The sequence below is a fragment of the Rhodococcoides navarretei genome (genome assembly GCF_038069675.1).
Taxonomy (GTDB): Bacteria; Actinomycetota; Actinomycetes; order Mycobacteriales; family Mycobacteriaceae; genus Rhodococcoides; species Rhodococcoides navarretei.
The window spans coordinates 370,798-396,970 of the sequence record NZ_JBBPCN010000001.1 but is presented as its reverse complement, the minus strand read 5'-3'; the positions used below and the strand labels follow the sequence as shown (position 1 = coordinate 396,970).

Annotated in this window: 25 protein-coding genes and 1 pseudogene; 14 read left to right on the top strand and 12 right to left on the bottom strand. The window is 63.4% G+C overall.

Going from position 1 to position 26,173, the window contains the following annotated elements; genetic code table 11:
- From AABD04_RS01935 to AABD04_RS01925, 3 genes are all read right to left on the bottom strand, one after another.
- Positions 1 to 1,773 (bottom strand): NAD(P)/FAD-dependent oxidoreductase, encoded by a 1,773-nt coding sequence (locus tag AABD04_RS01935; protein ID WP_341440034.1) that lies wholly within the window; start codon positions 1,771 to 1,773, stop codon positions 1 to 3.
- 40 nt (positions 1,774 to 1,813) lie between these two features.
- Positions 1,814 to 2,821, bottom strand: a complete 1,008-nt coding sequence (locus AABD04_RS01930) for a DUF1702 family protein (RefSeq protein WP_341440033.1) — start codon at positions 2,819 to 2,821, stop codon at positions 1,814 to 1,816.
- 109 nt (positions 2,822 to 2,930) lie between these two features.
- Positions 2,931 to 3,524, bottom strand: coding sequence for a nuclear transport factor 2 family protein (locus AABD04_RS01925; protein ID WP_341440032.1), 594 nt, complete (start codon positions 3,522 to 3,524; stop codon positions 2,931 to 2,933).
- Between the two features lie 179 nt (positions 3,525 to 3,703).
- Between AABD04_RS01925 and AABD04_RS01920 the strand changes: the two genes are divergently transcribed.
- On the top strand, positions 3,704 to 5,131 hold the full coding sequence (locus AABD04_RS01920) for an ABC1 kinase family protein (RefSeq protein WP_341440031.1): 1,428 nt from the start codon (positions 3,704 to 3,706) through the stop codon (positions 5,129 to 5,131).
- On the top strand, positions 5,128 to 5,979 hold the full coding sequence (locus tag AABD04_RS01915) for a class I SAM-dependent methyltransferase (protein WP_341440030.1): 852 nt from the start codon (positions 5,128 to 5,130) through the stop codon (positions 5,977 to 5,979). The genes AABD04_RS01920 and AABD04_RS01915 overlap by 4 nt, the downstream gene beginning before the upstream one ends.
- Positions 5,980 to 6,072: 93 nt before the next feature.
- Here AABD04_RS01915 and AABD04_RS01910 read toward each other — a convergent pair whose 3' ends face one another.
- Complete coding sequence (locus tag AABD04_RS01910; protein ID WP_341440029.1) at positions 6,073 to 8,337, bottom strand: MMPL family transporter; 2,265 nt, start codon at positions 8,335 to 8,337, stop codon at positions 6,073 to 6,075.
- Positions 8,331 to 9,620: a cation:proton antiporter gene (locus tag AABD04_RS01905; protein ID WP_341440028.1), complete on the bottom strand. Its 1,290-nt coding sequence runs from the start codon at positions 9,618 to 9,620 to the stop codon at positions 8,331 to 8,333. The genes AABD04_RS01910 and AABD04_RS01905 overlap by 7 nt, the downstream gene beginning before the upstream one ends.
- Positions 9,621 to 10,305: 685 nt before the next feature.
- Between AABD04_RS01905 and AABD04_RS25125 the strand changes: the two are divergent.
- From AABD04_RS25125 to AABD04_RS01895, 3 genes and pseudogenes are all read left to right on the top strand, one after another.
- Positions 10,306 to 10,401, top strand: a pseudogene (locus AABD04_RS25125) (alpha-ketoacid dehydrogenase subunit beta); the annotation flags it as partial.
- A gap of 53 nt (positions 10,402 to 10,454) precedes the next feature.
- On the top strand, positions 10,455 to 10,859 hold the full coding sequence (locus AABD04_RS01900) for a VOC family protein (protein ID WP_341440027.1): 405 nt from the start codon (positions 10,455 to 10,457) through the stop codon (positions 10,857 to 10,859).
- Positions 10,856 to 11,149 carry a winged helix-turn-helix transcriptional regulator gene (locus tag AABD04_RS01895; protein ID WP_341440026.1) on the top strand — a complete coding sequence of 98 codons (294 nt, stop codon included), beginning with the start codon at positions 10,856 to 10,858 and terminating at the stop codon, positions 11,147 to 11,149. Before AABD04_RS01900 ends, AABD04_RS01895 begins: the two co-directional genes overlap by 4 nt.
- A 63-nt stretch (positions 11,150 to 11,212) precedes the next feature.
- Here the strand turns inward: AABD04_RS01895 and AABD04_RS01890 are convergent, their stop codons facing one another.
- Positions 11,213 to 11,458, bottom strand: coding sequence for a DUF1059 domain-containing protein (locus AABD04_RS01890; RefSeq protein WP_341440025.1), 246 nt, complete (start codon positions 11,456 to 11,458; stop codon positions 11,213 to 11,215).
- Positions 11,459 to 11,542: 84 nt separating this feature from the next.
- Between AABD04_RS01890 and AABD04_RS01885 the strand changes: the two genes are divergently transcribed.
- Positions 11,543 to 12,391 carry a sigma-70 family RNA polymerase sigma factor gene (locus AABD04_RS01885; protein ID WP_341442932.1) on the top strand — a complete coding sequence of 283 codons (849 nt, stop codon included), beginning with the start codon at positions 11,543 to 11,545 and terminating at the stop codon, positions 12,389 to 12,391.
- Between the two features lie 100 nt (positions 12,392 to 12,491).
- Here AABD04_RS01885 and AABD04_RS01880 read toward each other — a convergent pair whose 3' ends face one another.
- On the bottom strand, positions 12,492 to 13,793 hold the full coding sequence (locus AABD04_RS01880) for an MFS transporter (RefSeq protein ID WP_341440024.1): 1,302 nt from the start codon (positions 13,791 to 13,793) through the stop codon (positions 12,492 to 12,494).
- Between the two features lie 298 nt (positions 13,794 to 14,091).
- Here AABD04_RS01880 and AABD04_RS01875 point away from each other — a divergent pair, with 298 nt between their 5' ends.
- Positions 14,092 to 15,498: an FAD-binding oxidoreductase gene (locus AABD04_RS01875; protein ID WP_341440023.1), complete on the top strand. Its 1,407-nt coding sequence runs from the start codon at positions 14,092 to 14,094 to the stop codon at positions 15,496 to 15,498.
- Here the strand turns inward: AABD04_RS01875 and AABD04_RS01870 are convergent.
- From AABD04_RS01870 to AABD04_RS01850, 5 genes are all read right to left on the bottom strand, one after another.
- The gene (locus AABD04_RS01870) at positions 15,482 to 16,594 is read right to left on the bottom strand and encodes a PucR family transcriptional regulator (RefSeq protein WP_341440022.1); all 1,113 of its coding nucleotides are present in this window, start codon (positions 16,592 to 16,594) and stop codon (positions 15,482 to 15,484) included. The two genes, AABD04_RS01875 and AABD04_RS01870, sit on opposite strands and share 17 nt — an antisense overlap.
- A gap of 30 nt (positions 16,595 to 16,624) precedes the next feature.
- The gene (paaI, locus tag AABD04_RS01865) at positions 16,625 to 16,993 is read right to left on the bottom strand and encodes a hydroxyphenylacetyl-CoA thioesterase PaaI (protein WP_341442931.1); all 369 of its coding nucleotides are present in this window, start codon (positions 16,991 to 16,993) and stop codon (positions 16,625 to 16,627) included.
- A gap of 23 nt (positions 16,994 to 17,016) precedes the next feature.
- Positions 17,017 to 17,334, bottom strand: a complete 318-nt coding sequence (locus AABD04_RS01860; RefSeq protein ID WP_341440021.1) for an EthD family reductase — start codon at positions 17,332 to 17,334, stop codon at positions 17,017 to 17,019.
- A complete protein-coding gene (gene paaZ, locus AABD04_RS01855) occupies positions 17,331 to 19,358 on the bottom strand; it encodes a phenylacetic acid degradation bifunctional protein PaaZ (RefSeq protein ID WP_341440020.1) in 2,028 nt (675 codons plus the stop codon). The genes AABD04_RS01860 and paaZ overlap by 4 nt, the downstream gene beginning before the upstream one ends.
- Before the next feature lie 163 nt (positions 19,359 to 19,521).
- The gene (locus AABD04_RS01850; RefSeq protein WP_222081366.1) at positions 19,522 to 20,133 is read right to left on the bottom strand and encodes a TetR/AcrR family transcriptional regulator; all 612 of its coding nucleotides are present in this window, start codon (positions 20,131 to 20,133) and stop codon (positions 19,522 to 19,524) included.
- 110 nt (positions 20,134 to 20,243) lie between these two features.
- Here AABD04_RS01850 and AABD04_RS01845 point away from each other — a divergent pair, with 110 nt between their 5' ends.
- From AABD04_RS01845 to paaC, 7 genes are all read left to right on the top strand, one after another.
- Positions 20,244 to 21,443: a thiolase family protein gene (locus AABD04_RS01845; protein WP_341440019.1), complete on the top strand. Its 1,200-nt coding sequence runs from the start codon at positions 20,244 to 20,246 to the stop codon at positions 21,441 to 21,443.
- Complete coding sequence (locus AABD04_RS01840; protein WP_341440018.1) at positions 21,440 to 22,162, top strand: enoyl-CoA hydratase/isomerase family protein; 723 nt, start codon at positions 21,440 to 21,442, stop codon at positions 22,160 to 22,162. Before AABD04_RS01845 ends, AABD04_RS01840 begins: the two co-directional genes overlap by 4 nt.
- Positions 22,159 to 23,010, top strand: coding sequence for a 3-hydroxyacyl-CoA dehydrogenase family protein (locus AABD04_RS01835; protein WP_341440017.1), 852 nt, complete (start codon positions 22,159 to 22,161; stop codon positions 23,008 to 23,010). The genes AABD04_RS01840 and AABD04_RS01835 overlap by 4 nt, the downstream gene beginning before the upstream one ends.
- A complete protein-coding gene (locus tag AABD04_RS01830) occupies positions 23,007 to 23,777 on the top strand; it encodes an enoyl-CoA hydratase-related protein (RefSeq protein WP_341440016.1) in 771 nt (256 codons plus the stop codon). Before AABD04_RS01835 ends, AABD04_RS01830 begins: the two co-directional genes overlap by 4 nt.
- 129 nt (positions 23,778 to 23,906) lie before the next feature.
- Entirely contained in the window at positions 23,907 to 24,854 is a 948-nt protein-coding gene (gene paaA, locus AABD04_RS01825; RefSeq protein WP_341440015.1) for a 1,2-phenylacetyl-CoA epoxidase subunit PaaA, read from the top strand.
- The gene (paaB, locus tag AABD04_RS01820; RefSeq protein WP_037175753.1) at positions 24,851 to 25,213 is read left to right on the top strand and encodes a 1,2-phenylacetyl-CoA epoxidase subunit PaaB; all 363 of its coding nucleotides are present in this window, start codon (positions 24,851 to 24,853) and stop codon (positions 25,211 to 25,213) included. The genes paaA and paaB overlap by 4 nt, the downstream gene beginning before the upstream one ends.
- A gap of 28 nt (positions 25,214 to 25,241) precedes the next feature.
- Positions 25,242 to 26,159: a 1,2-phenylacetyl-CoA epoxidase subunit PaaC gene (gene paaC, locus AABD04_RS01815; RefSeq protein ID WP_341440014.1), complete on the top strand. Its 918-nt coding sequence runs from the start codon at positions 25,242 to 25,244 to the stop codon at positions 26,157 to 26,159.
- The last annotated feature ends 14 nt before the right edge of the window (positions 26,160 to 26,173 follow it).

Genomic DNA, 26,173 nt, shown 5'->3' with positions numbered 1-26,173 from the left:
TTAGGTGGATGACTGCACTGGGGCCGAAGCAATGATCCAGTCAGTACTCAACGGGTTGACGCCCTGCTGACGTCGATAGACCGATCGCACATCTCGCAACAACGGATCCTGTTGCCACGCTTGAATTTGGCGCATCACCGCGTCGTCGGAGAATCTGTTGCAGTTCTCAGCGATGATGAGCTCTACCAGTTGCCCAGCGACTCGGCCGAGCAGCTCGGCATTGGTATCGAACTGGGCAGTGACATCGGGGATTTCGTCGATCATCGTTGCGTGCAGCACGCGCATGAAGTTCAACGGCGAGTACGCGTCGACGAACTGGGCCTGCGGCCGGCCTTGTTCGATGGCGGCCCACTCGCGGAAGAATTGTTGCATTCGGTTACTCAGACCCACCATCCGTTCCAGACCGGGCACGATCGACGGGTCGTCGGCAACGGTGACGAACCGGTCGTTGACGTAGAGGAAGCCCAGAAATCCCCAGTAGAGCGCCACGTCCCAGATGATCTTGGAGGTCATCACCTTCGGTGCTGCCATCAGCGGGTACTGGTCCTGATAGATCGCCAACCACATCTCGGCGAGAGTCCCGAACAACGTGTTCACGGTCTTGGAACGACCGATGACGTTCTCGCCGTCGAGGTCTCGGACGATCATGTCGGTGATCAGCCCGTTTCCGATGGCGATCAAGTCCAATCCGGAGGAGTAGAGCGGATCGAGAAAGATAGCGGAATCACCGGTCAAGCACCAGCGCTCCTTGCCGTCGAAGAATTTCGCTGCCCCATGGCTGTAATTCTTCATGACCCGAAAGTCCTGGACCCGGTCCTCCACCTCTGCCAACGCGTCGGCGCATTGCGGCTCGTACTCGCGGAGCCAGGCCGTTGCCTTGGAGAGCGTGTCGAAAGCAGAGGCTTGATGGAAGGCAGGATCGGCGACGATGCCGATGCTCGTCGACCCAGAGGCCAGCCTGATTATCCACACCCAATAACCCTGCCCCATCAGGTGATTCGTGGACAACGCCCGATCACCGTCGACGATCCTGGCGTGCCAATCGGGATCCGAACTCCACTGCCCGATGTCCAGCTCTGCAGCCACGCGGAGCCATACCGCATTGCATTTGTGCTCATTGGACCGACGCAGATCGAGCTGCTTGGACAACGTCCGATTCCGGCCGGATCCGTCGACCACCCAGGTGGCGGTTGTAGTGAATGTTCTGTCGCCCGTGCGGACAGTGAGCGAATGAGGCCGACTGCCTGCGCCGAGCTCGATCGACTGCACCCTCCCACACGTGATGTCGACACCATCGGCGGCGCACCGCCTCGCGAGCTCGTTGGCGAGGCGACCACGGTCGATCTGGTAGGTGACGAAGGGAATCCGTGTCGAGCTGCCGACCTCCAGCCGCTGCGCTATGTCGGTGTTCACGCCGTCGGAGAAGAACATTCGCAAGCCCATCTTCGGCAGCTGCGACGCCGTCAGGTGCTCACCCATGCACAGTTTTTCTCTGAGGTAATGCGACGCAACCTCGACTGTCGACTCACCGACCCTATGCGTGGCCTCAGGTGCAGGCCCGGTGTCCGAGTCGACCACGAGGACACGAGTCGGCCGGGTACGAGATATCTCCAACGCCAGGGTCAGACCCGCTACACCACCGCCCACGATCACCACATCATGATCCGGTCGCGGTGTATCCGATTGCGACAGGTGCTTCGCGATACGAGCGGCAAGCGCCGCACGCGCTTCCTTCGACAGCCCTGACAACTCCGATTGCACGGTCACCTTCATGCCCTTTCACTCGTCTCGAATCACTCGAACGCACAACCCGTCAGGAGGAATGCAGGTCGGCCAGATGCTTGTGGTCGGCCGACCATTCTCGTCGAAGACCCGCCCGCCAATGCTCGTAGAGATCTGCGTCCGCGACGCTGCCCAACCCGTCGGTCCACCGCGCATCCGCGCTCGCGACGAGCGTCGACGAATCGCACTCCCAGATCGCGTTGCTTGCCAAATCGGTATGAGCAGAACGTTCACCGGCTCGCACTCGCCCCACGGCACCGACCACGACCCCAGCAGCAAAGTGATCGGCGAAATCGCCCGCCTCCCGGACAAGGTCACGGACCCGCGAGAAGTCGTCCACGCCACCGGCGTAGGCCAATCCTTCCCCGATGCCACCCCACAGATCAGCCTGGCGCCCACGCGGGAACGTCTTGATGGATTGCTGAAATCTGCCCGGATGCCCGCCGGTGCAGATCCACAGGCTCCTGCCCACCCCCTGGTCGTAAGCCCGCAAGCCGTATCCCACGAGTTCACCGGGCTGTTCCCTCTCGGTGATGACCCTCTTCCAGTTCACCATGCCGTCGAAAAATCCGTAGCCGTCGACGACCAACCAGCGTTGCATCGGATCCTGTCGATCGACGAACTTGTTCGTGTCGCGTCGCACCAGTCGAACCGGCATCCCCTTGGCGAGATACCCGAACCCCATACCCGCACCGATCTGGACGAGCAGTTCGTACTGCGCCCCGGCGAGTCGCATGAACGAATCGAAACGGTTCTTGAAAGGGAGGAAGGAATCGAGCATGATCAGGCCCATTCCGGCACCCTCGTACACGAACCCTCGATACTCGATCGTTTCCTTGTCGAGCTCCCTGAGCAGCTTTTCCTGATTATTAGTATCGACAGCTAGATATAATCCTTCGAAGAACTTCTGCACCACGAATTGAAAATAGTCCCAGTCGGTCTCATTGTCGTCCAACGCACCGAAACGCTGATTCGATAGCTCCCTGAACGAATCCAGCTTGAGGTGCGTGAAGGGCTTGATAAAGGTACTCAGTCGCATGACACTCGCTTTCGTATTGCCCTCTCGACCCGTGGTCGGTGTGCACAGCTTCAGATATTTCGTTAGTTCAGATCAGATACTGTTACTCATCATTTGCATGGACACCGAATTACGACTCATCCCGGTTGGGCAGTGCCCCAGAATGGGGAATGAGAAACGGTGCCAGCTTCTCGATCGGTCGGGCAATGAGCGCGAACAGCCAACCACCCATCGCCGTCAAGCGAGCTTTGACAGGCCCCCCACGCCGTCGAGAGACTCTCGGGGGTAGCGCACGGAACATGGCCGACAAGGCCAACAGGGGACGAATGAAGATCTTGAGCTCCGAAATCTGGCCCCGCTCATCGAAAGTCGCAAGAATCATCCCGTCCACCGGCGTCCCGCGCACCCGGCCGGAGAAATTGAAGCTCCCCGTCGACTCGTTCACCAGCGGTTCGCCGGAGTCGCGATCCTCCAGGATGGCGAACACGTCGCGGTGGAGTGCCACTACTTCTTCCCGGCCTTCGAAACGAACGGTGGACGCGAACGGCGACCGGCACACGACGTCAGGTGCAAGCAACTCGCCCATGGCGTCGGCATCCCCGGCCTGATCCGCCGTACGCAATGCTTCAATTCCCGCTCGCACGGCTAAAGATAAAGGACTCAACTCAGGAATAGAGCCTGGAATAGACAAAACGATACCTTCCCCCGAGGTTCGATTGTGCACTTCAGCGACTATAAGACGCCACTCCGTAAGAGAAGTCAAGCGGTGCCGTGGATCGATATCGTGGTATCAATGAATCGCAGTGAAGTTCGCCAATTCTCCGTTAATCTGGACCGCGTCGACCACACAACACTGCAACGGCAATTGTCAAAAATTGAACTTTACCGAATCTGGAGTTGTGCATGACAAATCGAGAGAACCCCGTCGTTCAGGGACGACTCAAGCGAACGCTGCCGTTGGCGGGGTTGACGGCGCGCACCGTCGGCGAGCGGTTTGTCGCGGAAGTGCGCGAGAGAACCGGCGAGTCCGGTGCGATGGATCGCTTCCACGAACGCACGGCGGCGCGATACACCGACCTTCTCGGAAACTCCAAAGGCGCCATGATGAAGATCGGGCAACTACTGTCCATGATCGACCTGGACGGAGGCGGGACGACCGGACGATCGCCCTACCAGGAGGCCCTGACCCGGCTCCAATCGGACGCACCGCCGATGGCACCCGAACTGGTTCGCGATGTCCTGGCCGCTGAACTCCCTACGGCCGCAGATCTGTTCGTACACTTCGACGAAGAGCCGATTGCCGCAGCGTCTATCGGCCAAGTCCATCGCGGTGTATTGCACGACGGTCGTGACGTCGCGGTGAAAATTCAATACCCCGGTGTTGCGCAGGCGATTCGGGAGGACCTGGCCAACACCGAGCTCATGGCGACCCTGGTGCGGTTCGCGACCTCCGCATCGTCCGGCGGAAGCACACTGTTCGATCATCGAAGTCTCGTGCACGAGATGGCAGAGCGTATCGGCGAGGAGGTCGACTACCGACGCGAAGCGTCCACTATCACCGCTTTCGCGGACCTCTACCGCGGGCACCCGTTCATTCATGTTCCCGACGTCGTGCCCGAGGCCTCCACCGATCGGGTCTTGACCATGACCTATCTCGACGGGATGGGCTGGGCAGCAGCGCAACTGGCAGATCAGGAACTGAAGAACACCTGGGCCGAAGTGGTGATCCGTTTCAGCGACGGCAACTTTCGTCATTCCAACCTGTTGTACGCCGACCCTCACCCCGGAAACTATCGGTTTCATCCGGACGGTTCGATCGGATTCGTCGACTTCGGCTGTGTCAAGGTGCTTTCCGAGGACAAGCGCAGGCTGTGGGTCTCCATCATGCGCAACGTGATCGACGGTGACATCATCTCGCTGCGGACCGACCTCGTGACCGCGGGCTTCATCGCCGCTGGATCGCCGTTGACCGCCGAGGACATCTACGAGTGGTATTCGCAGGTGCTCTACGAGGTGGTGCTGGCACCTCAGCCCGCCACCTACAACGCGAAGAGCGGTGCCCGCACCGCACGGTGGCTGTTCGACCTCGACTCCGACAATCCGCTCTCGCGGATGGTAGTTCCGGAGGACTACGTTTTCGCTCCCCGCATCTATCAGGCCATCTCCACCATCTGTGGTGCTCTCGAAGCGACACTGCCGGCCCGCGCGATAGCCGACGACATGGACGGTGTCGCCGAACCCGTCACCCGACTGGGGCGACTACACCACGATTGGGTTCGTGAACGTGGCCTACCGTCCGCAACCGATATCCATGAATCGACGCTGACGTGACGACCAACGCGATCTCCAGGACAGCGTTCTTCTGCTGCGGTATCCGGGCACAGGATGCAACGTCTCCACACCCGATCTGCGAAGACACCTACGCCGAGGGTTTCATGACCGACGAGGGTCGTGCCATCCTGGCGCGATTCGCAGGCACCAAGCGCCGCAACGTCAGCAACGTGGTGCGGGCGCGCATGATTCAGGACGACATCGACGAACGCCTGCAGAAGGGCCCGGAAATCCAGGTCGTCAACATCGGGGCCGGCTTCGACAGCCGCGCCTACCGGCTCACCGGGGGAAGATGGTTCGAGTTCGACGAACCCGCGATCATCGACCACAAGAACAGCCGGCTCCCCACCAGTTCGTGCCCGAATCCGTTGCGGCGCATCGCCGTCGACTTCTCGGCCGGCGACCTTCCTATCGCGTTGCAACAATGCGACCCCGACGCCGAGACACTGGTGGTCATCGAGGGCGTTTTCATGTACCTCGAGGCGGCCGAGGTCATCGACCTCCTGGGCGTACTGGCCGACGCCTTCGGACGCCACACGTTGATCTGCGACCTCATGGACAAAGTTTTCTTCGACAAGCACATCGGAAAGCTCTACGACCAGATACTCGCCCTCGGTACCGAGTTCAAGTTCCTCGAACCAGAACCGGAGCGGATATTTCTCGACCACGGCTACCTGCAGCCCGACACACCGCGTTCGATCGTCGGCAGGGCCCGTGAGTTGGGGGCCGTCGCCGTGCCCGCCATGGTTTTCAACACCGTGCTGAGAAGCCTGCGCGACGGGTATCGAATTCACACGTTCACTGCAGCGAGTTCCCCTCGCGGTCAGGGCGTGCCCGGCAACCGTTGAGCCAGACGCGCATGCCGCGCCAGTGCTTGCATCGTTGACATCGACTTCGATGCGATTGCACACCGGCCATTTTCGGGTGCACGACCGGAAACTCTACGTGCGAGACCCGTCCACACCCGCGTGAACCGATGGGCTGGCTACCGATTCATCCCTCATCGCGAAACGGTCATGCCACCGCGCGAGCGGTGCCGGTGCCCACCAGTTCGCGCGGCCGAGGATTCGCATGAATGCCGGCACCAGCAACATGCGGATGACGGTGGCGTCCACAAGGATGGCAATGGTCAGACCCACTCCGAACATCCGGATGAACGACACCTCCGCGGCGATGAGGGCGGCGAACGAGATCGACAAGATCACCGCGGCTGCTGTGATGACACGCCCGGTTCGAGCGACCCCCAGTGCAATAGCCTCGCAGCTGTCTTCGCGAGTACCACTCGAGGCGGCCCAGTACTCTCGTATCCGCGACATCAAGAACACCTCGTAGTCCATCGAGAGCCCAAATGCGATGCAGAACATCAACACTGGAATGTTGGAGGCGATCACGCCGGTGGGCGTGGTGCCCAGGCCGCCGAGGTGGCCCTGGCCGAATATCCATACAAGCGCACCGAAAGTAGCGGTCAGCGAGAGGAAGTTGAGGACAAGGGCCTTGATGGGCAACAAGACCGAACCCGTCAACATGAACAGCAGGACGAAGGTCACGAGGGCGATGATGCCGATGACCCACGGCAGCCGGGACATGATGCCTGCTACCGCGTCGCGGTCCAACTGCGCTCCGCCACCGATCAACAACGACGATCCGCCCGCGGGGACGGGCACCCCGCGTAGGGCATCCAACTGTGCATCCGCAGATTCGCTGTAGCGTGGTGCCCCGGTCTGGACGGTGAGAAGTGCCGTTCCGGCGTTCGTCCCCGTTGCAGTGAGCGGGGGCCCGACTCTGATCCCGCCGACGTAGGTGCCGGTAGGTGCCGAGACCGCGGTGACATCGGCGACACGCGACAGACCCGAGGCGTAGGCGCCGAAGTCTGCGTCGGTGAGGGTCGACGCCTCCTGCAACACCAGATACAGGGTTGTCGCCGCGTCGTCGCCGTAGTTCGCGCGCAGCTCGTCCCCCACCTGACGGGCCGAGGTCGACGCCGGTAATGCTCGGTCGTCCGGAAATCCGAGCTTGATGTCGAGGAACGGCAATCCGAGGATCAACAACGCCGCCACCGCAACTCCTGCGATGGGTACCGCGTGCGCCATCGCGTTTCGTGCGACACGATAGAAGAAGGTATCGGTGATGGCCACCGGTTCCGGCTGCGACCGGCGCGTGACGCGGCGCAGCGCCGTCCGTGCGTCGAGAGCATCGATACGGTCGCCCAGCACGGTGATGACTGCGGGCACGATGACCAGTGCAGCCACCGCGCTCATCACCACAACCGCCACACCTGCATAGGCGAACGACCTGAGAAAGTACATGGGGAACAACGTCATACAACCGAGCGACAGGGCGACGGTGAGGGCCGCAAACAGCACGGTTCGGCCCGCGCTCGCCATTGCACGCTCGAGCGCATCCGGACGTCCGTGTCCGGCGGTGACCTCCTCGCGATACCTGTTGATGATCAGGAGCGAGTAGTCCACCGCCAGACCGAGACCCAGTGCGGTCGCCAGATTCAGCGAGAATATCGACACACTGGTCACGGAGGTCAGTGCGCGCAATATCGACAGGGAACACAGGATCGAGAAGACCCCGACCAGAAGAGGAAGCGCCGCCGCATACAGTCCACCGAAGATCCACACCAGCGCCACGAAGATCAACGGAACGGCGATCAATTCGGCGACTATCAGGTCGCGCTGTGTCGTCGCGTTTATCTCATCCGACGCCACGGCCAGGCCACCTGCGAGGACGGTGACCCCATCACGGTCCTGACCGATGCTCGAAACCAACGCGACCGCGCGCTGTTGCGCTTCGTCCTCGTCCCCGGCAATTCCCGCAACGATCAACCCCGATGTGCCGTCGATGCTGAACAATCGTGAGGCCAGCAGCGGTGGAGCTCGCCAGGCGGAGACGAAATCGAGCACCACCCCAGAGCCGAGCAGGTCCCTTTCGAGTTCGCCCGCAACCCGGGTGACCGCCGGACTCCTCGCCCCCTCATCGCTGCTGAGAACAAATACCAGCGACTGCTCGCTGATGCTGTAGTTCTCGACCAGAATGTCGGCTACCCGCGAGGAGTCCGACGACGGATCCCGCTGCCCGCCCGCCGACAGATGTCCCGCGACCGGGATGCCGAATATCGCGGCGGCGAAGCCAATCAGAAGCGCGGCAACCAACACCGACCGTGGCGCGTGGGCGGTGAATCGCGCACACCTTGTCAGCATGGTCGACTCACCGCCTCTTCCAGTGGCTGCTCCCCGGACGGGCCGAACATGTACCCCGACCTGTGAAGTCGACGTTCGAACAGGCGCTGCAATGGGGTTGCAACGAAGGTCGTGACCAGGGTCATGAGAACCAAAACGGTGTAGAGGCGCGCCGAGATGATTCCCGCCTCGAATCCGATGTTCACCAGGATGAGCTCCATCAGTCCCCGGGCATTGGCGAGTGCGCCCATCGAACCGGCCTCGAACCAACTCATTCCCTGCCACCGAGCGGCCAGCCCGACAGCACCGAACTTCACCGCGAACGACACGACCAGGACCACGGTCGCCACGAGAAGTGTCGAGGCGTCGAAGATCAGATTCAGCTGGGTGTTGAGCCCCGAATAGATGAAGAACGCAGGCACCAGAACGTACGCGGTCAGCGGCTCGAATCGATTTCGAATCGTGTCGAGAAGCGGACCTCGCGGCATCACGATCCCGGCGATGAATGCACCGAATACCGAGTAGATCCCGACCAGGTCGGTGAACCAGCTAGCCGCGAACACGACGAGAAGGACGACGGTCACGTGCGTGATCGGCATATCGCCGGTGGTCCCACGGTCGCCGTGGCGCGGTGTCCAGGTCGCGAGTTTGGCGAGTAGAGGGCGACTTACGTAGATCATGAAGAGCAGATATGCCAGTCCCCCACCGACGGCGACGACTGCGCCCAGCGGGGTGCCCTTCGCCGTGGCTACCACGGTTGCCAGGAGGATCCAGGAACACGCATCGTCGATGGCCGCGCACGACAACGCCATGGTTCCGAGTCGGGTGTTCGCCAGGCCCGAGTCGTAGACGATCCAGGCCAGCATCGGAAAGGCGGTGATGGCCACCGCCGAGGCGAGGAACAATGCCCCCTGCCAGGCGGCCACCTCGTCGTTGAAGAAGCCACCGCGGCTGACCAACCACCATCCCGCAGCACCACCGAGAATGAGTGGCGCACCGATACCCGCGACCGATGTCGCGCCCGCCTGCCGCGCATGGTCTCGGAGGATTTCGGTTCGGAAGGAGGCCCCCACCAAGAACATGTAGAGCACGAGGCCTAATTGACCCACCACATAGATGGCGACGATATTCGGGTGGGCGATGGTCTCGCTGCCGATGGTCAGTGTGGTGGGGAACAGCCATTGTTGTGCGCCCGGCAGGACCCAGCCCAGAACCGATGGCCCGAGGACAAATCCGGCAACCATGATCGCGACTACCTGCACTTGAGCCAACCTGCGAAACAGTGGCCACAACAGACGGTACATCAGTAGAATAACTGTTATCTGAAGAAAGAAATGACCGGCAATGTTCAATAGTGAAGGCAATGGCTTCCTTTGCAGTTTCAGCGCTCAGTAGGCAAACGATCCACGCGAAGCCACGTCTTTCGACAAGGCTCGTCCTAAAAATTCACTGCTCCCGATACTGACGAAAGTCCATGCCACTGAGGCCCGCCCCCGATCCCCCCACCCCATCATCCCTGTCGGGGCTGGTGAGGAACCTTATCGAGAATGCCGCAACATCGTCAATGGTCGGCGCACTTTTCGAGCGCGTGGGGGCCGCGAATATAACTGCTGCAAATTTCTTCGAGCCTTGCAAACGAAAATAGGTGCACCACCCCAGGTTCGATGCCTAATCCTTCCGGTCGCGAAGGATTCGCACATGCCCGACAAGATCTGTACGGAGATGCACTCGAGGGTTGGGCTATTGCCCACGGCTATACATTTACATACTGCCGCTGCCGCTGCCATCGCCATCTCGAAGACTGTGCACCTGAACCACATACTCACCAGATTTGTGGATACATTGCGCACTGATGCCATTGCGGGCGAGCCGACCTGACTCGTCCTGCACACATCAAAATCCGTCGCCTACTGAATGGAACGACGAAAGTCTTTCAGCCGCAACGGTTCCGGGACTTTTTGTAGATCGGCTTTCGGGGACGCAGCGCCGACTCGTGGCGCGCTCACGGTACCGATTGTCATAAGAGTTCCATTCGCGGGCGGTATCGGCGGCGTCGGGTATCACTGCGACTCGGCGCACAGCTGGGGACAGCAAGATCGGGCCTTGACGCCACACTTGCATTTTGCAAGTATCAGAGCATGAGCTTGTTCATCACCTGCCCCGTCGAGAACGTCGAGCGCGCAACGTCCTTCTACACAGCCCTCGGTTGGACGCTGAACGCCGAGATGTCCGACCACAACGTGTCGTGCTTCGCCATCACACCGGGGCAGTACGTCATGCTCGGCAGCCGCGAGATGTATGCGAGCGTGGGCGGCACCGAGGAGCTGATCGGCGGACCCGACACCCCGTCGAAGGTCACGGTCTCGTTCGACCTGGGTAGCCGCGAGGCGGTCGACGAGCTCACCGAGCGTGCCGGTGCTGCCGGTGGACGCATCGGAGACATCGACGACTACGCGTTCATGTACCAACGCCAGTTCGACGACCTCGACGGCTACCACTACTCGCCGTTCTGGATGAAGCCGGACACCGATACGGCCGAATGAGCGACCTCGCCGCTGCCCTCGACATCGTCGGCGCACGGTGGGCACTTCTCATTGTCGAGCGGCTACTCGAGGAGCCGCAACGGTACGGCGATCTGCAGCGCGACCTGGGCGTACCGACGAACATGCTCGCTACCCGACTACGCGAACTCGAAGCTGCCGGAGTGTTGACTCGTCTCCCCCTCCGGCACAACACTCGGGCGTACGCGCTGACCGAGAGAGGCCTGGCCTTGCGTGACGCAATTGCCGCTCTCGAGCAATGGGGCAAAGAAGCTGCGCCACAGGTTCGTTGACCGCGCGGAGAGCGCTCACCGCCATGGCGGTGAGACGGTCGAACGGCGCGCCAGCGCTAGGCCCTACCGAACGTCGTCTGCCTGCCGGTCAGCGAACCCCTTCTTCACGTTGTTGTACCAGTCCAAGGACTTCTTCGGGTGGCGCCAGCGGCCCTTCATGTCGTCGCGGGCCGGCACGTGGGAGGCGTCGCCGGCGTGCACCTGGTCCTTCAGATGTCGGTCCTGCGCCTTGATGATCTCGTCGGCGCTCTCAGCGCGGTGTCCGAGGTCGCAAGGACCTCCGAGATCCTGGCAAGTCATGGTTTTCATGAAGTGTTCCTCTTCCGCTGGTCACACCGGCCGGTCCGGATGCGTCACAGTGATGACGCACCCGACGAGGAAAGTGTGACCACCATGGTGAGCGACCATCAACTTCGTGACGGCTTCGAGGCCGAGCGCCCGCGACTGCACCGCATCGCCGCACGAATCCTGGGCGACCCAGACGCGGCCCAGGACGTCGTACAGCAGGCGTGGCTGAGGCTGCACGCCACCGAGGAATCCATCGACAACTTGGCGGGATGGCTTACCACGGTGACTTCACGGCTGTGCCTGGACCGGTTGCGGGCGCACACGCCGGTGCCCGCGGACAGCATCGAAGTCGAGGCGACGGCACCAGATCCGGCCGACGACGTGGTCCTCGCCGATGCCGTCGGCATAGCGCTGCAGGTGGTGCTCGAGCGGTTGACACCTGCGGAGCGGGTGGCCTTTGTGCTGCACGACAGTTTCGGTGTCGAGTTCGACCTCATTGCCTCCATGCTGGACACGACCCCGGTCGCAGCGCGCAAGCTGGCCTCTCGCGCCCGCAACAAAGTGCGCCCTGCCCCACCACGAGACGTGCTCGCAGACTGGGAAATCGTGGATGCATTCATGGCCGCGGCACGCGAGGGTGACTTCGCACGGTTGCTGGAATTACTCTCTCCCGACGTGGTGGTCTCCGCCGACGCGGCCGCGACCGCGCTCGGCACGCCCAACCGACTGCAAGGCCGCGATGAAGTGGCCGGCTTCTTCAACGGTGCCGCCGCCGCCGCGTTCCCCGTTTTTGTCGAGGATCGCCCGGGCGCTGCATGGATTCACCTCGGCGAGATCAAGGTTGCCTTCGACTTCATCATCGAGGCCGGGCAGGTTCGGAGGTTGCAGTTCCGCGCCGCCGGCGACGTGCTGGCCGGGGTACGACGGCGTCAGGGTGGGAGCGAGCGAGCATGACTGATTCGCATTGGACGATCGAGATAGTGGGTGAGTCGGTCTCGTATCCATACGAAAGCCCCGAAACCACTATGGTGTCGGGGCTTTCGTCACAGATAACTCAGACGTTCAGATCCTCGTCCCTACGGTTCTTGATTCGCGAGGTCGCAACGAAGGAGATTGCGGCCAGGATCATCAGGTAGATCGAGATCGACATCGAGGTGCCGGTTCCCTTGAACAGTGCCTCGGAAATGGTCGGAACGAAGGCTCCACCGAGCACCGTGCCGATCGCGTAGCCGATGGATGCTCCACTGAATCGGACTGCTGCGGGGAACATTTCGGCATACAGGGCCGGCTGCGGACCGTACGACAGCCCGAGTCCGACGGCGAAGAGACCGAGTGCCACGTAGATCCAGTGCAATTCACCGGTGTCGACGAGCAGGAAGAACGGGATGGCGCACAACACCATTGCCGCGTTGCCGAGGTTCATGATGGTGGTTCGAGCGTAGCGATCGGACAGATGCGCGCCGAGGAGAGTGAACACTCCCCAGACGATGGCCGCGAACAGACTTGCCACCAACACGTCCACGCGAGCGAGACCGTATTCCCTGGTCGAGTACGCGACGATGAAGCCGCCGACGATGATGTAGCCGTTGCCGTTGGTGCCGATGAACGACAGCGCGGCCAGCATGACCTGCTTCTTGTTGGTGCGCCACAGTGCGCGAACCGGAGTGTGGTTGCGCTCCTTGCGTTCCGAGAGCTCCTTGAACACCGGAGTCTCCTCGACGCGACGTCGGATGTAGAAGCCGACGAGGATCAGCACGAAGCTGATTAGGAACGGGATGCGCCAGCCCCAGGCCTCGAACTGCTCTTCGCTCAGCAGACCGGTGCACAGCGCCAGAGTTCCCACCGCGATGAGCATGCCGAGTGGGACACCCATCTGGGTTGCGGCACCGTAGATTCCACGCTTGCCCTTCGGTGCATGCTCGACGGCCATCAGCGCTGCGCCGCCCCACTCGCCGCCGGTGGAGAATCCCTGCAGGATTCGCAGCACGATCAGAATGATCGGAGCCCAGATGCCGATGGTTGCGTAGGTCGGCAGCAATCCCATTCCCACGGTGGCCGCACCCATCAGGGTGAGTGTGGCAATGAGGACCTTCTTGCGGCCGAACTTGTCGCCGAAGTAGCCCGCGACGATGGCCCCGAGAGGCCGGAAGATGAAGCTGATGCCGATGGTGACGTAGGCGACGAGCTGTCCGGACGAGCCCATGGGCGCGAAGAACAATTGGGCGAAGATCAGCGACGCTGCCTGCGCGTAGATGAAGAAGTCGTACCACTCGACCGTGGTTCCGACCATGCTGGCCATCGCGGCGCGGCGATGCTCGCGCGACACCCCGGTAGGCGTCTCGACCTGTGTTGACATCGACTTGTCTCGTTTCGTTCGGGCTCCGGCGCTCGGATACAGGAGCGGCGATTCGGAGTGTCGTGAGGCAGGGTAATAGGGTTGGAACACGAACATTCTCGGCGACCGAAAACCGGATATAACTCACCGTCCATTCGGTCGGTAATCACTGTGACCGTCGACACGATGCTTTGTCAAGGTGGCGCAGGCCATGACGAGCGTGCCCGCTCACAAGTTCGTCGAAATCTACCGACCGAAGCGCGAGTGTTCGTCCGAAACGACGCAGACACCGCCAGTGACGCCGGTCATACTCGAACTCATGACTGCTCCGACCACCCTCGTTCTACTTTCGCCGGTCATCGACGAACTGATGCGCGCCCTCGGTGCCGACGCGGTGGTGACCGACCCGGACATCCTCGAAAGCTACCGACGTGACGCGGCAGCCCTCTGCGAATCCACCCTTCCGCTCGCCGCGGTACTACCGACCACCGAGTCGGACGTCCAGGCAGTCATGAGCATCGCGTCCGCACATCGCATTCCGGTGGTGCCACAGGGTGCATTGACAGGTCTGGCGGGTGCCGCCAACGCCAGCATCGGAGCCATCGCCCTCAACACCCGCCGCATGAACAAGATCATCGAGCTCGACGTCGTCAACCGCGTCGCCGTCGTGCAACCCGGCGTGACGAACAAGGAACTGAAAGACGCTGCCCGAGAACAGGGTTTGACGTACCTGCCGGACCCGTCCAGCTGGGAGGCGTCGACCATCGGCGGCAACATCGCCACCAACGCAGGTGGGCTCTGCTGCGTGAAGTACGGCGTCACAGCACGGTTCGTGCGTGGTCTGCGTGTCGTACTCGCCGACGGCCGCGCGACGTTCGTGGGTCGCCGCACTGTCAAAGGTGTCGCGGGCTTGTCTCTTGCGGACCTGTTCGTCGGTTCGGAAGGAACCCTCGGCATCATCACCGAGGCCACCGTCGGTCTCGACTTCCCCAGTGCAACCCCGCTCACGATGGCCGCTACCTTCCCGTCCACTGTCGCGGCAGGAGAGGCAGTGTCGCGGATTCGTGCGGCAGGTATCACCCCGAGCCTGTTCGAGCTGTTGGACCGCACCACCATTGCCGCCATCGATGCCTACGCGCGGATGGACTTCGGAACCGACGCCGCCGCAGTGCTGATCGCCCAATCCGACATCGGCGAGGGTGCCGTGGAAGAGCTAGAGGCCATCGCCGCGCTGTGCACCGAATCCGGTGCAGCGGACGTGGCGGTCGCCGAGGACGAGGTCGAGTCGGAGCAGCTGGTTCAGGCCCGTCGACTGGCCTACCCCGCGCTGGAGCGCCTGGGTTCACCGTTGGTCGACGATGTGTCCGTACCGATTTCGCAACTCGCTACGATGATCGACGAGGTGGGTCGGGTGGCTGATCGGCTGGGCATCGTCATCGGAGTCGTCGGCCATGCCGGCGACGGCAACATTCATCCGACGGTCATCGTGGATCCGACCGACCCGTCCTCGTTGGCCAAGGCTCACCGAGCATTCGACGAGATCGCGGCCTTCGCTCTCTCGCTCGGTGGAACCATCACCGGCGAGCACGGAGTGGGACTGCTCAAGCGGGACCTTCTCGAAACCGAACTCGACTCGGTCGCAGCCGAACTGCAGCGTGGCATCAAGGAACTACTGGACCCGCACTATCTGCTCAATCCAGGCAAGGTACTCACCGCCCGGCCCTGAGCCGGAGCGACATCCACACCAGCAACCGGGTGTCCGCATTGTCGAGATCGAGCCCGAACAACTCCTTGGTACGCCGGAGTCGGTAGCGGAAGGTGTTGGGGTGCAGGTACAGCGACGCAGCTGCGGCGGCGACGTTGGACTCATGCGCCAACAACGCCAGCACCGTCGCGGCGTACTCGGTACCTTCGGCAGCGTCGGAGGAGAGCATCCGTTCGACGGCCGGAATCGCCAACGGTACGTCCGACAGCGCATCGGTCGCCCTGTTCAGGGTGACCGCCACCCGGCTCTGCTCGAATGTCGTTGTATGCGCGCCATTCTCAACCGCATCGAGCGCCCAGCGTGCGTGACTACGCGCCACCGCAGGCCGCGCATGCGGCCCGCCGATCGCGAAGGTCACCGGCACCCCGAACGCCACCTCCGCGCGGCGTCGTACCTCCTCGGCCTCCTCGGCGACACCGCGGTCGTCGTCCCTCGCCACGACGAAGAACACGACGTGTTCGTCGACGATGAACCCGGAATCTGCCTCGCCGCCGAACGTGAGCTCCAACAGACCCCCGAGCTGCACGAGCAGGGCATCGGGTTGCGCCGAGTCCACCTTCGCAGCCACTACCGCGAAGCAGCTACCGGGCGAGGTGACGACGGCGGGATCGGTCAACAACGCACGTGCCCTGGGGTTACCGGGTTCGGCCGGACGACGTCGAGCAAGGAGCAATGGCACCGCAGCAGCGGCCGCGCGAGTCAATGCGGTCACCGCCCCACGATCGGGTGGGCCGGACGGGGCGGTGGACACGATGCACCAGATGGAGCCGAGGTACTCGCCGTGGGCCGAGACCGCTACTGCCAGACGCGGTAGCGCCCCGGCCACATCGACCACGTGGACGGCCGAACTGCGTCGGAAGTCCGGATCTATGTGGTGCACCATGTATCGAGCCGGGACCTGCTTGCCCAGAATGCCGTCGCGTCGCACGTCGTCGATCGGCTGGCCTGGAACGGACGAGTATGCGACGACGTAGCCCTGTGGATCCATCACCGATACCGCACCGCCCACAGCAGCCGCCGTAGCGTCGGCCAGGGCAGACAGATCCGCAGTGCTCACCGACTCACCGTACTTCCATGTGCGGTGCCGTTACCGGGCTACGGTGCGACTGTCGCCTCGGAATTCCGCGATCAGCTCGCCTCGGCACGTCACCGAGACGTCGTACAGTCCGTTGCGGCCGAACCTCGCACGCTCGACGGCGTCGGCGACGAGCACATCTCCTACCTTCGTCGGACGGAGATAGCGGATGTCGCAGCGGGCCGCGACGGCCGAATCGTCGTGCGAATTACAAGCCATTGCGAACGTCGTGTCCGCCAACAGAAAGACGTAGCCGCCGTGGGTGATGGCGTACCCGTTGACCATGTCCTCGGTGACGACCATCGACATCCTCGCATGGCCAGGTGACAGCTCGATCAGTTCGATGCCGAGCTTGCGGGACGCGGCGTCGACCTCGAACATCTCGCGGGCGATAGGCGAATCGGTCACGGTTGCAACACCAATCGCTCGTTCTGGGTGAACATCGTGACGCCCCCGGTCGCGAAGTTGCGCAGATCCTTGCCTGCCGCTGTCATCTCGGGCGAGGCCAATCCTGCCTTCAGCGATGCCTCGTCCGCGAAGTACAGACTGGCGATCACGTAGTACGGCGGCGGTGAATCGTCGAGCGAGTCGAGCGTGCCCCAGGTGAAGTCGACCAGCCCTGGAACTGCACGCGCGAGGGGCACGTGCACGTCTGCGTAGTGACGATCGAATGCCGCAGGGTCCTCGGGCATCCCGTAACAGACGGCCACTCGCACGCTCATGACGCGACCTCGGGCTTCGCGACGAGAGTGAGAACATCGTAGGTCGCGACGGGATCGCCGTCCTGGTTGACGACCACTGCGTCCCATCGCACCTCGCCGTAGTCGGCACTCTGACGCGGAGTGATGAGCTTGGCCGTCAACGTGACCGTCAACGAATCCTCGGCCTTGACCGGCGTCAGGAATCGCAGGCTGTCGACGCCGAAGTTCGCGAGGACAGGGCCCGGTGCCGGGTCGACGAACAGCCCGGCGGCCAGTGAGACCACCAGGTAGCCGTGCGCCACGATGCCGCCGAACAGCGGATTGGCCGCTGCCGCTTCGGGATCAGTGTGCGCGTAGAAGGTGTCGCCGGTGAATTCCGCGAAGTGATCGATGTCGGCGCGGGTGACCTGTCGTGGGCCACCGATGATGGTGTCACCCAGTTTCAGCTCGCCCAGGTTCTTGCGGAACGGGTGGACGTCGCCGGTCGTCTGCTTCGCGCCGGTCACCCACTTGTTGCCGATGGCCGTCAGGACATCCGGAGTTCCCTGAATTGCGGTGCGTTGCATGTGGTGCAGGACGCCGCGGATGCCGCCTAGTTCTTCACCGCCGCCTGCGCGGCCGGGTCCGCCGTGCACCAGTACCGGCAGGGGCGAGCCGTGGCCGGTCGATTCCTTGGCGTCCTCGGAGTTGAGGACCAGGATGCGTCCGTGGTACGGGGCACTGCCCAGGACGATCTCGCGCGCGACGGCGGAATCCTTCGTCACCAATGAAGCAACCAAAGAACCCTTGCCGCGGGCGACCAGATCGAGCAGGTCTGCAGTGTTCTCGTAACCGATGACCGTCGATACCGGCCCGAATGCCTCGATCTCGTGCGGTTCGGATGCGGTCTTGTCGCCGGCCTTCAGCAGCACAGGTGCCATGAACGCACCGGGTCGCGAATCCACGGCGTCCGGATCGCCGAAGACGACCGTCGCCGACTTGGTCAGTCCACGAATGGATTTGAGGACCTCGTCGCGCTGGTCGATGCTGGCGAGTGCACCCATGGTGACCCCCTCGTCGGCCGGATCACCGACGACGACCTTCTCCAGCTTTGCCTTCAGCGCCTCGATGACGGGCTCGACCGAGTCTTGCGGCACCAGCACGCGGCGGATCGCCGTGCACTTCTGGCCGGCCTTGGATGTCATCTCGGTGAAGACACCCTTGACGAACAGATCGAATTCCGGATCACTTTGTGCCACATCTGAACCGAGTATCGACGCATTGAGAGAATCCGCCTCGGCCGTGAAGTGCAGTCCTTCGCCGACGACGTTGGGGTGTGAGCGCAGGGTCGCAGCGGTATCGGCGGATCCGGTGAACGCCACCGAGTCCTGGCCGCCGAGGTGGTCGAGGACGCCGCGGGCGCTGCCACACAGCAGCTGCACCGAACCCTCGGGCAGCAACCCCGACTCGATGATCCGTCGGAACACCAGCTCGGTGAGGTACGCAGTCTGGCTGGCGGGCTTGACGATCGACGGCACACCGGCAATGAACGCGGGTGCCAGCTTCTCGAGGAAGCCCCAGACGGGGAAGTTGAAGGCATTGATCTGCACGGCAACACCGCGCCGCGAGGTGTAGATGTGCTGACCGAGGAAGGTGCCTTTCTTGCCGAGCTGCTCGATGGCACCGTCGAGATAGACCGTCTCGTTGGGGAGTTCGCGTCGGGCCTTGCTCGCGTAGCTCAGCACAGTGCCGAATCCGCCGTCGATGTCGACTCCGGAATCGCGGGTGGTGGCTCCGGTGTGTCGGGAAAGTTGGTAGAACTCCTCCTTGCCGGCCATCAGCGTCAGGCCCAGTTGCTTGAGCAGGGCTGCACGCTCGTGGAACGTCAGTGCTGCGAGCGCTGGGCCGCCGACGGTGCGGGCGTAGTCCACCATGCCTGCGACGTCGAGACCGCTGGACGACACCCGGGCGATCTCACTGCCGTCGATGGCGCTCATCAGCGGCGCTCCCTCGTCGCTCGCGGAATACCACGCTCCCTGGGCATAGCTTTCCAGAAGTCTGCTCACAACGCCTCCATCTCACCGTACGTTCGGTCGGTAATTACCATCGCCGTCGGACGCCGAGATGTCAAGGACCAAGAGCGGACCTGAGCGTTCACGATCGCCGCCGGTCGGCGGAAAGCCGCGCACGGTCGCCGATAGTGAACACTCAGGTGCGCGGACACCGGGTCTACGTGCGGCGCAGCCCATCGAAGGTCAGCGCCACGACGGCGTCGGCCAATTCTTCGACGGATCCGCCGGTGCGCGGGCGGTACCACTCGATGAGCGAGTTGACCGTGCCGAACACGAGCTTGGACGCCAGCGCCGGATCCACTCCGGCACGCAGATCTCCTTCTTCGGCCGCGGCCACCACAAGCCCGGTGACGAACGAATCGAATTCGCGCCGACGGGCAAGAGCCCGGCGCTCGACGTCGGTGTTGCCTCGCACGCGCAGCAGCAGCGTCACGTAGGGCAGTTCCGCACACAGGATGTCCACACTGCGTCGCACCAGGTATTCGAGGCGGTCGATGTATCGCCCGGTCGTGGCCCGATCCTCGGTCGTGACGGCGAACAGTGCATTGAGCGCCCGCGACAGCGCGAGTTCGAGCAACTCGGACTTGCCGGACACGTGGTGATAGATCGAGGACTTGGTGATGCCGAGCCGCTTCGCCAGAACCTCCATGCTGGTGCCGTCGTATCCACGGTCGTTGAAGACCTTGACCGCCACTGCCAACAGCGAGTCCAGGTCGTATCCCGGCCGCCCTGGCTGTCCGGTCTTGCGCGGCGCGCGTGCGGTTGTCATTGCCACATCTTCTCAGTCAGCGCCCGATTCCACAGCACCGTGGGCAGCAAACCTTGCCAAACGACCGAATGTTCGGTTATTAATGACGCAACCGTACGAAGGAGATCCCAGTGGGCGAAGTATTTCTCGTGGCCGGCGCACGTACTCCGCACGGACGCTACGGCGGAGCCCTCGCCTCGGTGCGTCCCGACGATCTGGCCGGGCTGGTCGTCGCCGAGGCAGTCCGGCGAGCCGGTGTGCCCGTCGACCGGATCGACGAGGTGATTCTCGGTGCCGCGAATCAGGCAGGCGAGGACAATCGCGATGTGGCTCGAATGGCGGTTCTGCTCGCAGGACTCCCCCACACGGTGCCGGGATATACCGTCAACCGCCTGTGCGCGAGCGGCCTGACGGCAGTTGCCAACGCCGCGAGCACCATTCGTAGCGGTGAGGCCGACATCATCGTCGCCGGTGGCGTCGAGTCCATGACGCGCGCGCCGTGGGTCATGGCCAAGCCAGGGACGGCGTGGGCCAAGCCCGGCGACATCTTCGATACCTCCCTCGGCTGGCGATTCACCAATCCGACCTTCGCCTCGCACGATGCGGGGACCGATCCCAAGATCACCCTGTCGATGGGCGAAACCGCCGAGGAGGTCGCACTCAGCGAGGGCATCACCCGCGAGGAGTCCGATGCCTTCGCCTTCCACAGTCAGCAGCGTGCCACCGCCGCCCAGGATGCCGGACGCTTCGCCGACGAGATCGTGCCCGTCACGACCAAGAACGGCGAGGTCACCGAGGACGAGACGCCGCGACGCGGAACCACACTCGAGAAGCTCGGCACGCTGAAGACCGTGTTCCGCAAGGACGGCATCGTCACCGCCGGAACGTCCTCACCGTTCACCGACGGTGCGTCGGCGCTGGTCGTGGCCTCCGAGGAGGCCGTGAACAAATACGGCCTCGAGGTTCGGGGCCGCATCGTCACCAGCGCGAGTGCCGGTATCGCACCGCACATCATGGGACTCGGGCCGGTGCCCTCCACGCAGAAGGCGCTCACTCGCGCCGGGTGGTCGGTCGAGGACCTCGGTGCCGTCGAGCTCAACGAGGCCTTCGCGGCACAGTCGCTCGGCGTCATCCGCCAGTTGAAACTGAACGAGGACATCGTCAATGCCGACGGCGGGGCGATCGCACTCGGCCACCCCCTCGGCTCGTCGGGTGCCCGAATCCTGTTGACGCTGTTGGGTCGCATGGAACGCGAGAAGGCGTCCCGCGGGCTCGCGACCCTGTGCGTCGGCGTCGGGCAAGGCGTGTCGATGTTGATCGAGGCACCGTGAACACGCTCGTCGTCGAGGAGCTGACGGACCGCGTTGTCGTCACTCTGAATCGCGAGAAGCAGCGCAACGCAATCGATTCCGAGATGATCGGCGAGTTGCACGAGGTGTGCGCGCTCGTCGAGCAGGATCCGAAGATCGTCATCCTGACCGGCGCGGGCGAACATTTCGCCGGGGGTGCCGACATCAATCAGCTGCGGGCCCGCACCCGCGACGACGCACTGCGCGGCATCAACCGAAACCTGTTCGACCGCATCGCCGCACTCCCCCTGCCGACGATCGCTGCCGTCCGCGGCTACGCCCTCGGCGGTGGAGCCGAGCTGTCCTACGCCTGCGACATCCGGATCGCGTCGCCGACGGCCGTGTTCGGTAATCCCGAACCTGGGCTGGGCATCATGGCTGCCGCCGGGGCCAGCTACCGGTTACCGACGCTGGTAGGAGTGTCCGTCGCGAAGCAGGTACTTCTCGGTGGCCGGACGCTCGACGCATCGGTGGCACTCCGCTCCGGCCTGGTGCTGGACGTCGTCGACGAGCCGTTGGGCGCAGCGCATTCCCTCGCGGATCGCATCGCCAAGCAAGCACCTCTGGCACTGAAGCTGACCAAAAAGATTCTCGATGCACCCGGTTCGCACCCGTGGGCCGACGACATCGCGCAGGCTGTTCTGTTCGAGACCGAAGACAAACAACGCCGGATGACGGCATTTCTGGAGAAGAAGAAATGACAGCTCCTCGCGCAGTAGGTGTGGTCGGTGGCGGCCGCATGGGTGCAGGTATTGCCCAGGTATTCGCGGCCCTCGGTTCCACCGTCGTCATCGCCGAAGCAGCCGACCAACAAGCAGCCCTCGGCCGAGTCTCGACGGGCTTGGCCCGAGCGCACGAGCGCGGCAAGCTCAGCGAGGACCCCGCTGCAATTCTTGCTCGGGTCTCCACCGTCGCCGGGCCTGCGGATCTGCCCGCCGAGCTCGATCTGATTGTCGAAGCGGTGCCCGAGATCGCGTCGCTCAAGGTCGAGGTGCTGGCTCTCATCGACAAGATCGCCGGGGCTCAGACGGTCATCGCGTCGAACACGAGCTCTATTTCCATCGCCGAACTCGGTGCAGCACTCAGTGATCCGAGTCGCTTCATCGGGATGCACTTCTTCAACCCGGTTCCGGCGTCGACTCTCGTCGAGATCGTGCGCGCGCCGGCCACATCCGCGGATGTGGTGGAGCGGGTGCAGCAATGGGTGTCGCTCCTGGGCAAGACCGAGGTGCTCGTCAACGACTCCCCCGGCTTCGCGACCTCCCGGCTCGGCGTCTGCCTCGGGCTCGAAGCCATCCGGATGCTGGAGGAGGGCGTCGCCGACGCCGAATCCATCGATCGCGCCATGGAACTCGGCTACAAGCACCCGATGGGTCCACTGCGGTCGACCGACCTCGTCGGGTTGGACGTTCGGCTCGCGATCGCAGAACACCTGGCGTCGACACTCGGCGACAGGTTCACTCCCCCGCAGTTGTTGCGAGACATGGTTGCTCGCGGCGACATCGGACGCAAGTCCGGTCGCGGCTTTCACGATTGGACGAACGCATGACGGTACGGTTCGACATCACCGACGGCCTGGCGACCATCACGCTCGCTCGCCCCGAGGCACACAACGCCCTCGACGTCGCGACGAAGGTCGCGCTGGCCGAGGCCGTTCAGAACGCGGCCGCACCCGAGGTGCGTGCCGTGCTCATCACCGCCGAGGGCAAGAACTTCTGCGTCGGCCAGGATCTAGGCGAGCACGTCCCCGCACTCGAAGCCGACCCGGCCACAGCGATGGATACCGTCGGTGAGCACTACAACCCGGTCATCCGAAGGCTCGCAGCGCTCGAGGTGCCGATCGTCGTCGCCATCCCCGGCGCGTGCGTCGGTGCAGGTCTGGGCATCGCACTCGCCGGAGACATCCGAGTCGCCGGTACCAAGTCCTCGTTCGCGACGGCGTTCACCGGTATCGCCCTGGCCAGCGACTCGGGATTGAGCTACACGTTGGTCGAGGCACTGGGATCGAGTCGGGCGGCGGGTCTGATGCTGCTCGGCGACAAGGTCACAGCCGCCCAGGCCCTCGACTGGGGCCTGGTGCATCGCGTCGTCGACGACGCGGACGTTCTCGAAACAGCACGCACGCTGGCCACCTCCCTCGCGTCCGGTCCGACCAGGGCCTACAAGCAGGTCAAGTCGCTGATCGCGCGATCCGGACTGTCAGACGCACTGGACCGCGAGGCGCAGGCACAGACCGCTCTGGGCCAGACCGTCGACCACAGAGCCGCCGTCGATGCCTTCCTTGCCAAGAAAAGAGCCTCCTTCGTCGGCATGTGAGCGGAAACTCGACCCCTGCTACGAATTTTCGCGCACGTGCGGCGAAGCCGCTCTCGCCGCTCTTGTGCCCAGGGTCACTTCCAGGCATACTGGTTACCAACCGATCATTCGGTAATGAAAGTAGGACTTATGACCACGTCAAACACCCTGTCCGCCGAGACGCTGCAGGACGGGTTCGACGAGACCGTCGCCCGTGAGCAGCGCGTCGAGCCTCGCGACTGGATGCCCGACGGCTACCGCAAGTCGCTCATCCGTCAGATCGCCCAGCATGCGCACTCCGAGATCATCGGCATGCAGCCGGAGGGCAACTGGCTCACCCGCGCGCCGTCGCTGCGCCGCAAGGCGATCCTGATGGCCAAGGTGCAGGACGAAGCCGGCCACGGCCTCTACCTGTACTCCGCCGCGGAGACGCTGGGGGCAGACCGCGCCGACCTGACGGTCAAACTCATCGAGGGCAAGCAGAAGTACTCCTCGATCTTCAACTACCCCACCCTGACGTACGCCGACGTGGGCACCATCGGCTGGCTCGTCGACGGCGCAGCGATCTGCAATCAGGTTCCCCTGTGCCGCAGCAGCTTCGGGCCGTACGCACGCGCGATGATCCGCGTCTGCAAGGAGGAGTCGTTCCACCAGCGCCAGGGCTACGAACTGCTCGCGACGATGATGCGCGGCACCGACGAACAGCGCGCCATGGTTCAGGAATCCGTCAACCGCTGGTGGTGGCCGGCACTGATGATGTTCGGCCCGCCGGACGACGAGTCCCCCAACACCGAGCAGTCCATGAAGTGGGGCATCAAGCGCCACACCAACGACGAACTGCGCCAACGCTTCGTCGACATGTCGATCCCGCAGGCGAAGGCACTCGGAGTCACGTTCCCCGACCCGGATCTGAAGTGGAACGAGGAGCGCAAGTCGCACGATTTCGGCGAGCCCGACTGGTCCGAGTTCATGCAGGTGATCAAGGGCAACGGAGCCTCCAACGTCGAGCGCATCGCGAACCGTCGAGCAGCCCACGACGGCGGTGCCTGGGTCCGCGAGGCCGCGACCGCATTTGCCGAAAGGAACGCAGCATCATGAGCGAGTTCACCGCAGAAGGCGGCCACGGAGCAGTGCCTACCGAGGGAGTTCCGGTCGAGCCGAAAAAGGAAGCAGTCAAGGCTGATTGGCCCCTGTACGAGGTGTTCCTCCGCGGCAAACGCGGCCTGAACCACGTACACGTCGGATCACTCCACGCTGCCGACGACCACATGGCACTTCGTCACGCTCGCGACGTCTACACCCGCCGCAACGAAGGCGTCAGCATCTGGGTGGTTCCGTCCAATTCGATCGTCGCGTCGTCGCCGTCGGAGAAGGATCCGTTCTTCGCACCGAGTGGCGACAAGGTCTACCGCCACCCGACCTTCTACGAGATCCCCGACAACGTCCCCCACATGTGAGACCCATACTTCAAGAGGACAAGCACTCATGACCGATCACGACAGCGCCTACGAGGGCCTCGTCGACGAGGACTCGCACGGGCAGTGGGCATTCGGGACGAGCTTCGACGACCCGCTCGCCGGAGTCGATACCACCGTTCCCGACGACGTCGACCTGAAAGCCCTTGCCGCGTACTGCCTCATGCTCGGTGACGATGCGCTGATCAGCTCGCAGCGCCTCGCCGAGTGGAGCACCCGCGCACCGGAACTCGAAGAGGAAGTGGCGCTGGCCAACGTCGGCCTCGATCTGCTCGGGCAGGCTCGGCTGCTGCTGGCCCGCGCCGCGAAAGCCGATCCGACGGTGGTGCCGGTCATTTCGGCTACCTCGCCCGCACCCGCAGAGGATGCTCTCGCGTTCTTCCGCGACGACGCCGACTTCCGCAACGTTCGGCTCACCGAGCTCGACAACGGTGATTTCGCCAAATCTCAGGTGCGCCTGCTGGTGTTCTCGACGTGGCGGCTCGCTGTATTCGCTCGCCTGCAGGAATCCCGCGACCCCGTTCTCGCCGCGGTTGCGAACAAGGGCGTCAAAGAGCTGACCTACCACCGTGATTACGCGGCTCGATGGGTCGTCACTCTGGGTTGCGGAACGGACGAATCGAAGCGACGCGTCCGCGAGGCCGTGACGCGCATCTGGCCGTATGTCTCCGAACTTTTCGTCCCGACGGACGAAGAGATCGCGCTCGCGAAGGTCGGTGTCGCCGTCGACCCACGCGACGTTCGCGAGGAGTTCGATTCCGTTCTGGCGCAGGTACTGCATGCAGCAGAATTGGATGCACCCGAGGGCAAGTCCGTCGGCAACATCGGCGGCCGCGGTGGCCGGCGCGGCATTCACACCGAAGCGTTCGGGCCGCTGATCGCCGAGATGCAGGTCGTGGCGAGAGCACATCCGGAGGGAGTCTGGTGACCACACTTCAACGA